Source organism: Pedobacter foliorum, assembly GCF_013266735.1.
Classification (GTDB): domain Bacteria; phylum Bacteroidota; class Bacteroidia; order Sphingobacteriales; family Sphingobacteriaceae; genus Pedobacter; species Pedobacter foliorum.
Genome location: NZ_JABSNU010000003.1, coordinates 494,248 through 509,367, shown reverse-complemented (window position 1 = coordinate 509,367; position 15,120 = coordinate 494,248). Strand labels below are relative to the sequence as shown.

The following is a 15,120-nucleotide window of genomic DNA, read 5'->3' as shown; positions in this document are numbered from 1 at the left end:
TAAATGACTAAAATTGGGATCGTATTATCTGGTGGCGGAATCAGAGGGATTGCACACCTTGGCGTTTTAAAGGCATTTGGAAATGCAGGTATTAAGTTTAGTCACATTAGCGGCACCAGTGCCGGTTCAATTGCAGGTGCACTATTTGCCTCAGGTATCGACCCGGAGGATATTTTAAATATTTTTATAAAAACAAAACTGCTGAAATTTTTAAGGCCTGCAGTTGGATCATTAGGTATAGTAAACATCGAAAATACATCGAGTTTATTTAAAGAATACTTCCCTGATGATAGAATAGAAAGCCTCAAAATTCCACTTACCATTGCTACTACTAACTTTAGCAAAGGAGAACTCGTATATTTCAACAAAGGCCCACTCATTAGAAGTATACAGGCATCAAGTTGCATTCCCGGAATTTTTAGGCCAATTATGATTGATGATGAAATGTATGTTGATGGTGGTATTTTAAATAACTTTCCGGTTGAACCCCTATTAAACAACTGTGATTTCATTATCGGATCGTCCTGCAACCACTTAAAACCTGTAGAAAAGATCACCAATATTACAGCTTTAATGGCAAGAGCTGGATTAATGTCTGTAAATAAAGATATGGAAGAAAAGGCTGCTTTTTGCAATGTGCTAATTGAACCAAAAGGCATGGGCGAAATCAGCACCTTCGATATGAAAAAAGCGGAAACGATCTACTGGCTTGCGTACGAAGAAACGCTAAAAGCTATTAAAAATAATGAAAGCCTCAAGAACCTAATACAAGTTCCGATTAAAGAACTGAAATAGCTTTTAGAGGAACCAAAGCATCGCCGTCCATAACCGGAATAGCTGTACAAAGATTTAACTGCAAACAGAACTGTACATCTTCTTCTATGTTTAGTTCGGCCAATCTGTGACTATGAGAAGACTTATGAAGGTAAGTCCTCAAGTCATCTTTCGCTAGTTGATATAGGTCTTCGGCTGCTACAGAAGAATCATCAAAATGTGTAAACTCCTTACGCAATTCGGCAACTACTGCCCCTGCAAACAAGGTATCTTCCAGATTAAATTTATCTTTCCAACCGGCACAAAGCAGTAAAACACTTTTATCCTGAGTTTTAAGCCAGTTGCACAAAGCCTGTAAGTTTAAAAACGAGCCCATCACAACCTGATGCGCTCGTTTTCTTGCCAAATGAAGGGCTTTTGTACCATTAGTGGTAGTGAGTACTACAGTTCTGCCTCCAACTTTTTCAGTTGTATATGAAAATGGTGAGTTTCCAAAGTCGTATCCTTCAACCACCTGCCCATCTCGTTCAGCTGCCAACAAAAATCCTTTATCAGAATAATTAAGACAATCTTCAACATTTGCTACCGGTATAATTGCAGTTGCGCCGTTATCTATTCCGTATACAATGGACGATGTAGCTCTGAGTACATCAATAACTACTACGATGCTATCTTCAATTGCATACAGATCTAATAATGCGGGCGTTAAACAAACTTCTATACTTTTGTGCATTGACAGGATTGGCTTTTATTTATAAAAAGGGAACTTAACTACTTTAGCTTTAATTTTATTGTTACGGATATTGATAAAAATCTCAGTTCCTTCTTTATCCATACCTTTTGAAATGTAGCCCATTCCAATTGCTTTTTGTAAAGACGGAGCTTGAGTACCGGATGTAACTTTACCAATTACATTACCTTCTGCATCAACGATCTCGTAATCATGACGAGGAATTCCTCTGTCAATCATTTCAAATCCAATTAATTTACGGGTTATTCCAGCTTCTTTTTGAGCCAATAAAGCATCAGAATTAGTGAATTTCTTAGTGAATTTAGTAATCCATCCTAATCCAGCTTCAATTGGTGAAGTGGTATCATCAATATCATTTCCGTATAAACAAAAACCCATTTCTAAACGTAAAGTATCACGGGCACCTAAACCAATAGGCTTAATATTGAAAGGTTCACCAGCTTCAAAAATTGCGTTCCAGATTTTCTCAGCATGTTCATTATCAAAGTAGATTTCGAAACCTCCGGCACCAGTGTAACCAGTAGCAGAGATTACTACATTATCAACACCTGCAAATGTACCTTTAACAAAGTTGTAGTACTCCATAGAAGCAAGATCAACATCTGTTAAACCTTGTAAGGCTTCTGCTGCTTTAGGGCCTTGTATTGCAAGCAAAGATGTTTTATCAGAAATATTGTGCGTTTCTACACCTTTATCATTGAATTTCTGAATCCAATTCCAATCCTTATCTATGTTAGAAGCATTAACAACCAGCATATAGGTTTTTTCATCTATGCGATAAACCAATAAGTCATCAACAATACCTCCATCTTCATTTGGAAGGCAAGAGTATTGCACTTTTCCATCGTAAAGTTTTGAAGCATCATTGCTGGTAACACGTTGAATTAAATCAAGCGCATTTTCGCCCTTTAAAATAAATTCGCCCATATGGCTAACGTCAAAAACGCCAACACTGTTTCTAACCACGGCGTGTTCTGCATTTATACCTTCGTATTGAACCGGCATATTGTAACCTGCAAATGGCACCATTTTAGCCCCTAAAGAGATGTGTTTTTCTGTTAATGCGGTATTCTTCATATTCTATATCTGTAAAAACGTGGGCAAAGGTATATAAAATTTAAGCACTTACTAACTTTTGGTAGACTTTCAACATCCTTTTGGAGATCGTAAAAAAGTCGTGATCACGTTCTACTGTTTTCCTTGCATTTTCACCTATTTCACGCCATTTTTTAGGATTGGTGATGCATTGCAGAATAGACCTGTAAAACTCATCAGCGGTATTAGCAATAAGAATATCTTTACCATGCTCGCACTTGATCCCTTCGGCGGCCATACTTGTAGCAATAATACATTTACTCATGGCCATACCTTCAATAATCTTTACCCTCATTCCACTACCAGACAAGAGCGGAACTATCATAATCGCTTTAGAATTTATAAACTCTACGGCGTCAAAAATTTCACCTTCTACTACCAGATTTTCTGAGTCGTACTCAAAAAACTCTCTGGGCATATTTTTTCCGGCAATATAGAAACGGAGTTCACTACTTAATTTTTCTATATCAGGCCATATTTCATCGAGAAACCACTCCAATCCTTCCTTATTTGGTCGCCAATCCATTGCCCCCAGATGGAACAATGTCGGGAAGCTAGTTTTTGAAGGATCAGTAACATATTTTTCAAAATCAAGCGCCACAGGAAAAACTTCAAGAGCAGTTTCACAACCGAATCGAAGAATACTTTGTCTATCCTGCTCACTGATGGCAAACACCTGATGAAACCTGTTCATTTGTTCCGTTTCATAAACCTTTAACCGGCGCGCAAGAAATTGCAAATATCTGCGGCGGGGTGTAAACTTTTCTGTTCTGGCAATACGTTCCCAAACATCAAATTCTATATTATGTGCCCGGTAAACTACTTTAGCTTTACTGTTTTCCTTAACAACATCTAAATACGGCACAACAAAAAGCCCTTCAAATTGAATAATATCAAACTCACTCTCCTTTAAAATCTCTTCTAGAATTTTAGCCGCATCATCATCAAAATACCTCGAAACGTTATAAGATTGATTCGAGAAAATATTAAATAATGCACCCCACACATTTACTTCGGTGTCTAAACTGAATGAGTGAAATTTTATACCATCAAAAACAGGATCATAAATATCATCTACATCGACTCTATGCTTGTTAGTGTTGATACTAAATAGCGTAATTTCAACACCAAGCTGTAGCAATCCCTTAATAGTATTGTAAACTACTATCGGATATCCGCTGTTTGGCGGAAAAGGGACCCTATTTGTAAGAATTAATATTTTCAAATCATGTGAAAATACTAATTATCCTTCGTTTTCAGAAAACAGAGCCAGTTGCGGATTACTAATTGTGAAAGTTTTACGATGAAATGGCGACAATCCATGCTCTAAAGCTGCCATTCTATGTACAATTGTAGGATAACCTTTATTCTGTTGCCACTGATAATGAGGATATTGCAAAGATATATTCTCCATAAACTCATCTCTATGTGTTTTAGCAAGAATAGAGGCTGCTGCTATATTTAAATACTTACCATCACCCTTAACAATGCAAGTATGAGGGATATTTGGATATGCTTTAAAGCGATTTCCATCTATACTCAGGTATTGTGGTTGTACAGTTAACTTTTCTACAGCCCTGTGCATCGCAAGAAAGGACGCATTTAAGATATTAATATTGTCAATCTCCAGGTTATCAACTTCTGCTACCGCCCAGGCAATTGCTTCCTTTTCTATAATTACTCTTAAATTACAGCGTTGTTTATGGGTAAGTTTCTTAGAGTCGGTTAACTCTCCTGCAATAAAATCAGGAGGCAAAATTACGGCAGCTGCAAATACAGGCCCTGCCAAACAACCTCTTCCAGCCTCATCACATCCGGCCTCTAATAATTCATTCTGATAACTGTTCAATAACATATTACAACAAAGTTAGTAAATTTAAAAGGTGCAGCTACACGGAGATATTTTGTGACTTGACATCAAATGCATCCCGTAATCCTATTGCCAATAAATTAAATGCATATACGGTAAGCATAATTGCAAGTCCGGGCAAAATGGCTAGATATGCCGCATCCATAATTATGTATCCATAATGCTCCTTAATCATACCACCCCAACTTGCCATTGGTGGTTGGGCCCCAAAGCCTAAAAAGCTCAACCCTGATTCCAAAAGTATTGCCGAAGCAAAATTTGCTGAAGCAACAACCAATATTGGACCAGCAATGTTTGGCAAGATATGTTTTATGATGATTCTTGGAGAAGAGTACCCAAGTGCTTTTGAGGCTTCTACAAACTCCACTTCTTTTAGTGCCAATACTTGTCCGCGAACCAAACGGGCTACATCAACCCAGGTAGATAAGCCGACAGCAATAAATATTTGCCAGAAGCCTTTACCAAGCGCAAAGGAAATTGCAATAACGAGCAGCAAGGATGGCAACGACCAAATTACATTCATAAACCAGCTAATAGCCACATCAGTTTTACCCCCAAAATAGCCAGCCAATGCGCCTAAACTAACCCCAATAAAAAGAGAAATGAGGACGGCCATTAGTCCAACAGATAAAGAAACACGAATTCCAAGAATAAGCCTACTTAGGAGGTCACGTCCATAAACATCTGTACCCAACCAAAAGGTTTGGTTGTAATGATTACTCCCTTTAAGCAAAGGGAAGCTTGTCTCCTCAGCCTGTTCATCATCACCAATATATGCCCTTGCATAAACCTTCCCCTGATATTCACGATAAGAAGTAATAGGTATACTTTTAAAATCGGCCTCCTGACCATAGAGCATCTTCTCAAAAAAGTTAACCTGCCTAATGTTTTTACTTCTGCTGATGATTAAAAAATCAAAAGATCTTCCCGGTTTCTTATTGGTAAGTTGAAGATGCATGGTATTGGCATTCGGGGTCTGATCAGGAGTAATTGCATAACCCAGAATACCCATAAGGATAAGCATGATGATAAATAATAACCCTCCCAAAGCCAGTTTATTTTTCCTAAACCGTCTCCAGACTTTTCTTGAAGGGCTATTGCTTATTTCCACTATTTTACCATTCTTCCTTTCCAGTTATATTTCCCGGAGTTCCCGGCAATACCAATGTAAACGATATAAACCATATGCAATATGTTCAGAACCGGTAGTAGAACCAATAATTTTCGTCGTTTTGCAAAACCAGTCACGTCATATAAAAATAAGAATTCGACTATAATTTTTGCTAATATCTGAAAGATGGCAAGTTTAAAATAGAACCCTATAAACAAACCAACACCAAGGTTCATCAGTACACTTAGGTTAAACAGCCAAATGCAAACACCTAAAACTATAATAGATTTGTTTTTATACCTCGTACTTTTCGAAGCCCAGCGTTTCCTCTGCTGAATAAATTCCTTTAAAGTGGATTTGGCATGAGTGTAAACAATGGCATTCCTGTTTTTTAAAAATCCAATGTTATTACTATATCGGGCTGCTATTTTATGCAAAAGCAACTCATCATCGCCCGAAGCCAGATCATCAATCCCCTTAAAGCCACCAACTTCATAAAAAGCTTCCTTTTCATAAGCCAGATTGGCTCCATTACAAGTAGAAGGCTGTTTATTTCCTATTGTTGATGCACCTAAACCTATCAAGTAAAGGAACTCCAGTGATTGAGCACGCTCAAAGAAACTTCTCTCCTGAAAATAAGCAACCGGCGAAGAAATCATTTTATAATCTCCCGCTTCATAAAACTGGACAACCGTTTTTAACCATTCGGGCCCCATTCTACAATCTGCATCTGTAGTAATTATTAAAGTACCACTTGACTGTCCTATCGCAGTTTGTATTGCCTTCTTTTTATAAGAATTTAATGGTTGATCTTCATTAAGGCAAATTAGCTTAATGCCTCTATTTGCATACGACCCTATAATTCCAGCAGTGTTGTCTGTCGAATGATCATCTATAAAGATGATTTCTGTAAGGGCTTTACTATAATTTTGTTCAAGCAGATCTTCTATTGTTTTAGAAATATTTGTTTCTTCATTACGTGCAGCCACCAAAATAGATACTTTAGTTTTCCCTTCACTTTCCGAAGTCTTAAAATACACTAGACTGTGCCATCCTTTTATGAACGCAATAACCACTATTACATATAAAATGGTCAAAAAAGAGGAGAGGTAACTAACTGCGCTGAATATTTCCAAAGAAATTAAGTTTAAAAACGAAATAAGTGCCTAATATAGCAGGAATTATAATATTTATTAACCAGATACTAGCTGTACATGCTATAACTGCAACATTCTGATCTGTTATTGAACTAAAGAAGTACGATGCAGTAACACTCCTAACGCCAATATCAAAAAGATCAAGAGAAGGTAAAGTAGATTGAACAAAAAACAGAATACTTACCATCATCAAAATATCCAAATAATGTAATTCTGGTATCAGCCAATAAAAAAGGATAAAATATTGCGTACTAAACACAACATATCTTGCCAAACAAAACAAAAGTATATTTAATAATTCCTTTTTCTGATAACGTGCAAGAATACTATAGAACTTTTTGTATTTACGTGTAAAACGCATGGAAACCAAAATGCCGTTTAGCCATTTTATATTGAAATAGAAAATGATAAAAAACGAGCAAAACATTGTAGAAAGGATTACCAGTGCATAAAACAAACGATAATCTATATTGACAAATTTGTAAATGAATAAGCATAATGCAATGGCACCGAATACATTGGTAAGCACCATTTGGCCAATATTCCCGACTGCCATGGCCACCACCCCCACAATCCTTCTTTTGGGCGATAAAAAGAAAACCCGGCCACCGTATTCCCCAATTCTATTAGGTGTAAAAACTGCCCAGGTTAAACCACAAAATACGGACTCAATAGATCTCCAGACACTAATTTTCTCTATTCCTGAAATTAACCTTCTCCATTTTAAAGCCTCCAGACCCCAGTTCAAAAACATGAGTACAACAACCGTAGTCATAACCAAAATGATTTCTGACTGAGGAATTTGTTGTAACAGGCTTCTAAATGAGCTTAAATTCTCATTATCTGACAGTTTGTTATAAATGATCCAAAAGGCAAATACAACAATTGCTGTTTTTATGAAGTAAGAAAGTAGTTTTTTGTACTGCGATGTCAACTTTTTTGCATTTACTATCTGCAAATATGCTTAATATTGTTTTATGTTGGCTGAAAAAAAGGAAAGGGTGATTATGGGTATAGACCCGGGAACTTCAATAATGGGCTACGGAGTAGTACTGGAGAAGGGAAGTAAAATTGAATTAGTTACCATGGGGATAGTGAGGATGGATCATATGGACGACCACTTTTTGAAGCTTCAGCGTATTTTTGAAAAGACAGTAACACTTTTGGATGAATTTAAACCCGATTTTCTGGCACTTGAAGCTCCTTTTTATGGGAAAAACATTCAGGTGATGCTAAAATTAGGTCGTGCGCAAGGTGTAGCAATGGCAGCGGCCCTGTCCAGAAATATTCCGATCACAGAATATGCACCTCGAAAAGTTAAGCAGTCTATAACAGGAAGCGGAAATGCCAGCAAAGAACAAGTAGCTGCCATGCTGCAACGATTGTTAAATTTTAAGGAAACACCCGAATTTCTGGATGCTACCGATGGACTAGCTGTTGCTGTTTGCCATTCATTTCAGAAGGTAAGCACCAGCGGAGCAGGTAAATCCTACTCCGGCTGGGAAGCGTTTGCTAAAGACAATAAAAAGCGCCTTAAGCAGTAACTTAATTGGCGCTTGCTACTTTTCTTTTTCGATAGTATTTAAAGCTGAAGTATGCGGCTACTCCAATTAATATCCATACCCATAAGTTCATCGCAACGAGTATAAATTCTTTAAAAATATACCATCCGTTCTGAAAGCTTAATCCTAATCTGGTAAAAAAGTTTGGGCGGTAACTATACAAATCATCATTTCCAACTAGAATGCTCTTAACTGTATTGTCCTGATAAAAATTAAGTGTAATTGTGCTATACTGAACCTTGCTATCGATCATCAGATTTTCAATCTTTTTATCTACGTAATCATCTTTAAGAGATAGGGAGGTTTCAACATTATTACTTTTCTTATTGGCATGCTTATTAAGCTGATCCACGGCCTCAACTCTATTCTGATTCTTTAGTTTATTACTCAGATAAACAATACTCTGATCATCCATTTTCAGTGATTGCTGGTCAATAAATACAGCCATCTTCGCCACTTTATTTGTAAACTCATCCAGCTTTTCTGAAGGAACTTTTGCTATTATTAATCCTTCAGTCCGATAAGAAGTAAGTTCCAATAATGAGTCGGCCGAATACTTTACCTTTTCAGTTTGCTGAATATTGCTTTGCACAGTAAACTCTGCAACAGTTCCTCCTTCTGCTTTGATAGCCGAGCTTAATTTCTCTTTCGTATTCTGCACATCCTTAACCCGGAAACGCATATCTGCCGTCTTGATAATTTTTTCACTTAAAAGTGAATCCGTTGTTTCGATATTTGCAGAAGTTGAATCTGAATTATCCATTTTTGATTCTTTATTTGCATTACAAGAAAACAAAGCTATTGTGAATACACAATAAATTAAATATTTTTTCATAGTATTAATAGTTGACGTTTCTTCTTAATACAAAATATGAAATTAGGTAACCTTAAAATTCCTTCAAATAAGACCCTTAATACTTTAATCTATATAAATGTTACAAAAAAACGTCCTCACTAGCCATTGCTAATGAGGACGTTCCTAAAAATTTATGTTTTAAATACTATGCGTCTAATATTTTAAATACGCCTTTACAAGCGATTACAGCTCCTACACCCAAGATTGCCCAAGAGATAATAGAAAGTGTGGTAGAGTCACCAGCAAAGCGTAAAAAAACGCCTAAAATACCAACTAAAACCCCAATGGTTATCAATTTATAAATTGATGTATCATTAGCCCTTTTCATGCTTTCTGTATTGTGCTTTGGTGTCTGTTCCATTCTACTGTTTTTATTTACTGCGCAAAAATAATATTTTTTAAACTAATACAGCATATTACGCTGATCTTTTTATATCACTCAATTCTATCCGTTCAAAGCAGCTGCACCACTTACAATCTCTGTAAGCTCTGTGGTAATTGCAGCCTGACGAGCCTGGTTGTATGAAAGTTTTAAAGCTTTCAATAAGTCACCGGCATTTTCAGTTGCTTTATCCATTGATGTCATACGGGCACCATGCTCTGAAGCATGAGAATCCAATACAGCTTTGTACAATTGAATCTTAATTGACTTAGGTATTAACTGCTCAACTATTTCCTCCTGAGAAGGCTCTAAAATATAGTCTACATTAGAAGATTTCTCTTCTGCAGCATCCTGCCCGTTAGTTAATGGAATTAGTTGTTCTGTTGTTAAAATTTGAACAGCAGCATTTTTAAATCTGTTGTATACCAATTCAACTCTATCATAATCGCCTTTAGCAAAGCCTGCCATGATAGTATCAGTGATTTTGGTTACATTTTCGAAAGTAAGATCAGCATATACTTCGTTATTGTTTCCAATTACGCTGTAGTTACGTTTTTCGTAGAAATCCTGAGCTTTCTTACCGATAGCAACTATACTTACATTACCGTTTTTAAACTGTTCGCTATACTTATCGGCAATTAAATTATTAGTAGCTTTAATTACGTTCATATTAAACGCACCAGCCAAACCACGGTTAGAAGAAACCACAATGATCAAAACCTTGTTAGGCTCACGCTCTTGTATAAAAGGTGATGATGATCCTTCTAAACTTGCAGAAAGATTTCCTAAGATCTCTTTTAGCTTGGTAGCATAGGGACGTAACTGTATGATAGCATTAGTTGCACGCTTCAACTTAGCAGCCGAAACCATTTTCATGGCTTTGGTAATCTGCTGAGTAGATTGTACTGATGCTATTCGAATTCTTACTTCTTTTAAATTAGCCATTCTTCTTTATCTTCAGTTCAGCTTTATTAGTATTTACTTGAAAGCTCTTTAGCCACAGTTTCTAATACTCCAGTGATTGAATCATCTAACTTACCAGCTTTTAACGCTTTTAAAGTTTCTGGATGACGCAATTCTAATTGTTGTAAATATTCAGCTTCAAACTCTCTTACTTTATTTACAGGAACTGAACGCATTAAGTTTTTAGTACCGATGTAAATAATAGCAACTTGTTTCTCAACAGTCATTGGAGAGAACTGACCTTGTTTCAAAATCTCTACGTTACGAGAACCTTTATCAAGAACTGATTTAGTAGCAGCATCAAGATCTGAACCGAATTTAGAGAAAGCCTCTAACTCACGGTATTGAGCCTGATCTAATTTTAATGTACCTGCAACTTTCTTCATCGACTTGATCTGAGCGTTACCACCCACACGTGATACCGAGATACCTACGTTGATTGCCGGACGAACACCTGCGTTGAATAAGTTACTTTCTAAGAAGATTTGACCGTCAGTAATTGAAATTACGTTAGTAGGGATATATGCAGAAACGTCACCAGCTTGAGTTTCGATAATAGGTAATGCAGTTAATGAACCACCACCTTTAACGATACCTTTTAATGATTCTGGTAAATCGTTCATTGCTTGTGCGATCTCGTCATTTGAGTTGATCTTAGCAGCACGCTCTAATAAACGACTGTGAAGATAGAACACGTCACCTGGATAAGCCTCACGACCCGGTGGACGACGTAATAACAATGACACCTCACGGTAAGCAACAGCTTGTTTAGATAAATCATCATAAACAATTAAAGCTGGTCTTCCAGTATCACGGAAAAACTCACCTATCGCTGCACCAGAGAAAGGAGCATAAAACTGCAATGGAGCAGGTTCGGCAGCAGAAGCAGCAACAACTACTGTATATGGCATTGCACCGTTCTCTTCAAGAGTACGTACAATGTTTGCTACAGTACTTGCTTTTTGACCGCAAGCTACATATATACAGAATACAGGGTTACCTGCTTCATAAAATTCTTTTTGATTGATAATGGTATCAATACATACAGCTGTTTTACCAATCTGACGATCGCCAATAACAAGCTCACGTTGACCACGGCCAATAGGAATCATCCCATCGATAGCTTTAATACCAGTTTGTAAAGGCTCAGTTACCGGCTGACGATAAATTACACCAGGTGCTTTACGTTCAATCGGCATTTCATAAGTCTCTCCTAAAATAGGACCTTTACCGTCGATTGGCTCGCCAAGTGTGTTAACAACACGACCTAACATACCTTCACCAACTTTAATAGAGGCAATTTTTTTAGTACGTTTAATAGTATCACCTTCTTTGATTTTGTCTGAAGGGCCCAATAGAACCACACCAACATTATCTTCTTCAAGGTTCAAAACAATACCTTGCAAGCCGGTTTCAAATTCAACTAATTCGCCCGATTGAACTTTAGTTAAACCATAAACACGGGCAATACCATCACCCACCTGCAATACGGTGCCAACTTCTTCAAGTTCTGCTTCTGATTTGAAGCCCGCCAATTGTTGCCTGATAATTGCCGATACTTCGTCTGGTCTTACCTCTACCATAATTTTATATTATTTCTTTTGTAAATTCAGTATATGTTATCTCTTGTTATATCATCTCAGGATTAAACAATCCCCAGAGTAAATTCTTTTTTAAGTTTACTTAAACCACTTGAAATACTTGCATCAAATTGTTTATCTCCAACTTTTAAAATAAAACCACCAATTAGTTTGTCATTAACTTTTTCTTTAACAACAACTTCATTAGCTCCTATTTCCTTTTTAACAATAGCTATGATTTCAGCTCTGCTTGCAGGTGTAAGTTCAACTGCAGAAGTTACCTCTGCTGTAACAATACCTTTAATTGCATTGTATTGTGCAATAAAAGATTTTGTTGTATCAAATAAAATCGAAGAACGACCTTTGCTTACAAGCAATTTCATAAAGGCAGTTGTAACCTTATGAACTTTAGCACCAAATATGTTCTCTAAAATCCCTGCTTTTTTATCTAGGGGAACTATTGGGTTTTTAAGGATAGCTTCTAATTCAGAATTATCATTAATTACCTTTTCTAAAAAGACCATATCATTTTTGATCTCTTCTAAAGCGTTTTGCTCAATAGAAAGATCTATTAGTGATTTGGCGTATCTCGATGCTGCTTTATTTTCTGACATTTTCTTTGGTATATCTAGCTAAACAAACTATAAATTAGTTTAATTCAACATCTTTTAAAAGATTAGCAACTAAATCCTGTTGTTTTGCTTTATCTTCAAGCTGACTACGTAATACACGCTCAGCAATTTCTAAAGATAAACTTGAAACTTGACTCTTAAGCTCTGCTAAAGCAGCTTTCTTTTGATTCTCGATTTCAATTTTAGCCTTTTCAATTAATTTAGCGCCTTCAGTATGAGCTTGTGTTTTTGCTTCATGAACAATGCTATCTTTTAATGCTTTTGCCTCTTTTAAGATATGATCACGTTCTGCACGAGCTTCTTTCATCAACTCCTCATTCTGAGCAGTTAAACGAGCCATTTCATGTTTTGCAAGTTCAGCTTTGTTTAAAGCTTCATCAATTGATTGCTCACGTTCATGAATAGCAGCAAGAATGGGTTTCCATGCAAATTTCTTAAGCAATATTAATAAGCAAACAAATGCGACTGCTGTCCAAAAAACTAATCCTATGGTAGGGGTTACTAATTCCATTTTATATAATACTTTTAAACTTATTCTTCTTTATTAAGGCAGGTAGATAACCAATCGTTATATACCCGCCTAAAATTTTTCAGTTTGAGTTATTAAACACCTAAGCCTAATAATGCAACTACTACACCGAATAAAGCAGCACCCTCAATAAGAGCGGCAGCAATAATCATTGCAGTCTGAATTTTTGATGCAGCTTCTGGCTGACGAGCAATACCTTCCATTGCTTTTCCACCTACTTGACCGATACCGATACCGGCACCAATTACTGCTAAACCGGCACCTATCGCCGCGATTGAACCTACCATAACTAATTTAATTTATATAATTTGTAAAAAATAGTTTCTAATTAATGATGTTCTTCTACTGCCATACCAATAAACAAGGCAGTAAGTAATGTAAATATAAAGGCTTGTAAAAATGCTACCAGTAATTCTAACACATCCATAAACAATACGAAAGCAACAGATACCGGCGCAATAGCCAATGTTTTAAAAATAAATATCAATGAGATCAAACTCAATACGATAATGTGACCAGCAGTAATGTTAGCAAACAAACGAACCATTAATGCAAAGGGCTTAGAAATTACACCTACAACCTCAACTACTACCATAAGTGGCCATAACCAGAAAGGTACGTTAGGTAAAAAGATGTGTTTCCAGTAATATTTGTTACCGTTAATGTTTACAATAATCATAGTAAACAATGAAAGCACAAAGGTTAATGAGATGTTACCAGTTACGTTGGCACCTCCTGGAAAAATAGGAATCAAACCTAAAACGTTGTTAATCCAGATAAAGAAAAACACAGTTAATAAGTAAGGCATAAACTTAGCGTGCTTATGTCCGATATTTGGTTTAGCAATATCATCTCTTACAAAAAGAATGATCGGCTCAACAAATGATTGCAAACCTTTTGGCGCTTTACCAACACGTTTTTTATACGCAGCAGCAACAGATATAAATATTACAAGGATAATCGCTATTGCAATAAACATTGCAGCAACATTCTTAGTAATAGAAAAATCAAGGATTTTAGATGAAGCAGCTTCATCTACCTGACCGTCAGCACCAACAATTTTAATCTTGTCGTTAACTAAACGGTAAGTATTCTTTGCACCTGCATAATCATGTTCACCGTGATGAAATTGACCTGAAGAGAAAAACTCTAAGCCGGCATCCGGAGTATACAATATTACAGGAAGCGGGATCGATAAATGACCCCAAAGATGCCACATATGCGAATCCGCAATATGTTCCATAATCACTTTGGTAGGTTCAAACTTCTCTTCTCCATGTCCGGCGCCATGAGCACCTTCGGTATGAGCTGCATTTACAGCAGTATCAGCAGAAACAACGGCAGTATCCGCTTGAGCAAAAACTCGAGACGAAACCGACAGAAACGCTAAAAAAAGCGTAAAAACAACAATTAACCTTTTCACTTTAAACTCAAAAACGTGGCTACAATCCATTTAGTCGCAGATTTTTACTATTTATTTTGGTGGCGCAAGTTACGTAACAAAGAGTATATTTCAAAGAAGCTGAACAATAAATATAAAGAAAAAAAATTCAGCACAAAAATTAGCCCCTTTTCCTTAGCATTTAGACTGTAAATCAGCACGAAAGCCAAAGAAAAAAACATTTTCACTGCAATAGCCCCCATAATCGCCATAATCCCTACTTCTGGATTACGTTTCAGGCCCAAATCAGCACAGAAATAAGCAACATAGGTAATGCCGGCAAAGAAAGAATATATGAGCCAGAACTTACTAGTCAGAATGCGGGCATCAGGGAAAATTATCGGCAACAAATAGGCTATACCAGCCAAAACTATACAATACAGTAAATAAGAAACAGTAAAACGCGCTAGACTCAAA

Annotated in this window: 18 protein-coding genes; 2 read left to right on the top strand and 16 right to left on the bottom strand. The window is 36.6% G+C overall.

Going from position 1 to position 15,120, the window contains the following annotated elements; all coding sequences use genetic code 11:
* Window positions 1–3 precede the first annotated feature (3 nt).
* Window positions 4–795, top strand: a complete 792-nt coding sequence (locus HQN83_RS08990) for a patatin-like phospholipase family protein (RefSeq protein ID WP_173089996.1) — start codon at window positions 4–6, stop codon at window positions 793–795.
* Here HQN83_RS08990 and HQN83_RS08985 read toward each other — a convergent pair.
* From HQN83_RS08985 to HQN83_RS08955, 7 genes are read right to left on the bottom strand one after another with little or no spacing between them, the layout of a single operon-like run.
* Window positions 779–1,507 (bottom strand): 2-phosphosulfolactate phosphatase, encoded by a 729-nt coding sequence (locus tag HQN83_RS08985; protein ID WP_173089995.1) that lies wholly within the window; start codon window positions 1,505–1,507, stop codon window positions 779–781. The genes HQN83_RS08990 and HQN83_RS08985 overlap by 17 nt on opposite strands.
* A 15-nt stretch (window positions 1,508–1,522) precedes the next feature.
* Window positions 1,523–2,602 carry a glycine cleavage system aminomethyltransferase GcvT gene (gene gcvT, locus HQN83_RS08980; protein WP_173089994.1) on the bottom strand — a complete coding sequence of 360 codons (1,080 nt, stop codon included), beginning with the start codon at window positions 2,600–2,602 and terminating at the stop codon, window positions 1,523–1,525.
* Window positions 2,603–2,642: 40 nt separating this feature from the next.
* Entirely contained in the window at window positions 2,643–3,845 is a 1,203-nt protein-coding gene (locus tag HQN83_RS08975; RefSeq protein WP_173089993.1) for a glycosyltransferase family 4 protein, read from the bottom strand.
* An 18-nt stretch (window positions 3,846–3,863) separates the two neighbouring features.
* Window positions 3,864–4,475, bottom strand: a complete 612-nt coding sequence (locus HQN83_RS08970; protein WP_173089992.1) for a ribonuclease HII — start codon at window positions 4,473–4,475, stop codon at window positions 3,864–3,866.
* A gap of 34 nt (window positions 4,476–4,509) precedes the next feature.
* Entirely contained in the window at window positions 4,510–5,601 is a 1,092-nt protein-coding gene (locus tag HQN83_RS08965) for an ABC transporter permease (protein WP_173089991.1), read from the bottom strand.
* On the bottom strand, window positions 5,601–6,737 hold the full coding sequence (locus HQN83_RS08960; RefSeq protein ID WP_173089990.1) for a glycosyltransferase family 2 protein: 1,137 nt from the start codon (window positions 6,735–6,737) through the stop codon (window positions 5,601–5,603). The genes HQN83_RS08965 and HQN83_RS08960 overlap by 1 nt, the downstream gene beginning before the upstream one ends.
* A complete protein-coding gene (locus HQN83_RS08955; RefSeq protein WP_173090153.1) occupies window positions 6,715–7,692 on the bottom strand; it encodes a hypothetical protein in 978 nt (325 codons plus the stop codon). The genes HQN83_RS08960 and HQN83_RS08955 overlap by 23 nt, the downstream gene beginning before the upstream one ends.
* A gap of 43 nt (window positions 7,693–7,735) precedes the next feature.
* On the opposite strand from HQN83_RS08955, the gene ruvC reads away from it, so the two are divergent.
* Entirely contained in the window at window positions 7,736–8,302 is a 567-nt protein-coding gene (ruvC, locus tag HQN83_RS08950) for a crossover junction endodeoxyribonuclease RuvC (RefSeq protein WP_173089989.1), read from the top strand.
* A gap of 1 nt (window position 8,303) precedes the next feature.
* Here the strand turns inward: ruvC and HQN83_RS08945 are convergent, their stop codons facing one another.
* The 9 genes from HQN83_RS08945 to HQN83_RS08905 form a co-directional block, all read right to left on the bottom strand.
* Complete coding sequence (locus HQN83_RS08945; protein WP_173089988.1) at window positions 8,304–9,155, bottom strand: DUF4349 domain-containing protein; 852 nt, start codon at window positions 9,153–9,155, stop codon at window positions 8,304–8,306.
* 166 nt (window positions 9,156–9,321) lie between these two features.
* The gene (locus tag HQN83_RS08940) at window positions 9,322–9,537 is read right to left on the bottom strand and encodes a hypothetical protein (RefSeq protein ID WP_173089987.1); all 216 of its coding nucleotides are present in this window, start codon (window positions 9,535–9,537) and stop codon (window positions 9,322–9,324) included.
* 84 nt (window positions 9,538–9,621) lie between these two features.
* The gene (gene atpG, locus HQN83_RS08935) at window positions 9,622–10,503 is read right to left on the bottom strand and encodes an ATP synthase F1 subunit gamma (RefSeq protein ID WP_173089986.1); all 882 of its coding nucleotides are present in this window, start codon (window positions 10,501–10,503) and stop codon (window positions 9,622–9,624) included.
* A 26-nt stretch (window positions 10,504–10,529) separates the two neighbouring features.
* Window positions 10,530–12,104, bottom strand: a complete 1,575-nt coding sequence (atpA, locus tag HQN83_RS08930) for a F0F1 ATP synthase subunit alpha (protein WP_108204987.1) — start codon at window positions 12,102–12,104, stop codon at window positions 10,530–10,532.
* A 62-nt stretch (window positions 12,105–12,166) separates the two neighbouring features.
* On the bottom strand, window positions 12,167–12,715 hold the full coding sequence (gene atpH, locus HQN83_RS08925) for an ATP synthase F1 subunit delta (protein ID WP_173089985.1): 549 nt from the start codon (window positions 12,713–12,715) through the stop codon (window positions 12,167–12,169).
* Between the two features lie 34 nt (window positions 12,716–12,749).
* On the bottom strand, window positions 12,750–13,244 hold the full coding sequence (locus HQN83_RS08920; RefSeq protein ID WP_173089984.1) for a F0F1 ATP synthase subunit B: 495 nt from the start codon (window positions 13,242–13,244) through the stop codon (window positions 12,750–12,752).
* Window positions 13,245–13,336: 92 nt separating this feature from the next.
* Entirely contained in the window at window positions 13,337–13,549 is a 213-nt protein-coding gene (gene atpE / locus HQN83_RS08915) for an ATP synthase F0 subunit C (protein WP_048907663.1), read from the bottom strand.
* A gap of 41 nt (window positions 13,550–13,590) precedes the next feature.
* Window positions 13,591–14,715, bottom strand: a complete 1,125-nt coding sequence (gene atpB / locus HQN83_RS08910; protein WP_173089983.1) for a F0F1 ATP synthase subunit A — start codon at window positions 14,713–14,715, stop codon at window positions 13,591–13,593.
* 17 nt (window positions 14,716–14,732) lie between these two features.
* Window positions 14,733–15,071: a hypothetical protein gene (locus tag HQN83_RS08905; protein ID WP_246254406.1), complete on the bottom strand. Its 339-nt coding sequence runs from the start codon at window positions 15,069–15,071 to the stop codon at window positions 14,733–14,735.
* Window positions 15,072–15,120: the final 49 nt, after the last annotated feature.